We start from the raw sequence: 367 nt of genomic DNA on the forward strand, positions 1-367 counted from the left end.
CTTCTATCACACGACATGGACCGGGAACTACAAGCCGAACGCGACCGCCTATTGGGTGGTGGCCACGCTCAATGCCGCCGGTGATCGCTCGCCGTGGTCCACGCCCATAGCGTTCTCGTCTGGGAGCGAGGCGGACACCGGCAAATCCAGCAACGTGCCGGCCAATCCCGGCCTGACGGCATCGACCCTGAGCGGGGTGGAGGACGCGGCCCTTGTCGCCCCCACGGGCCTCACGGCGGCGCTGGTCACGGGCGATCCGAAGTCGATCCGCTTCGACTGGACGGCAGTGACGGGCGCGGCGGGCTATCTCGTCAAGCGGTGCGATTATGATCCGGCGGCGGGGCTTCTCACGGGCGCTTTCGACATG

General features: G+C 67.3%; 1 protein-coding gene. It reads left to right on the plus strand.

The window, feature by feature from the left end; all coding sequences use genetic code 11:
• Window positions 1-367 (plus strand): hypothetical protein (locus PMES_RS16405; protein ID WP_201289030.1); only part of this gene is annotated, 367 nt, incomplete at both ends.

This window comes from Profundibacterium mesophilum KAUST100406-0324 (assembly GCF_009835145.1).
Lineage (GTDB): Bacteria > Pseudomonadota > Alphaproteobacteria > Rhodobacterales > Rhodobacteraceae > Profundibacterium > Profundibacterium mesophilum.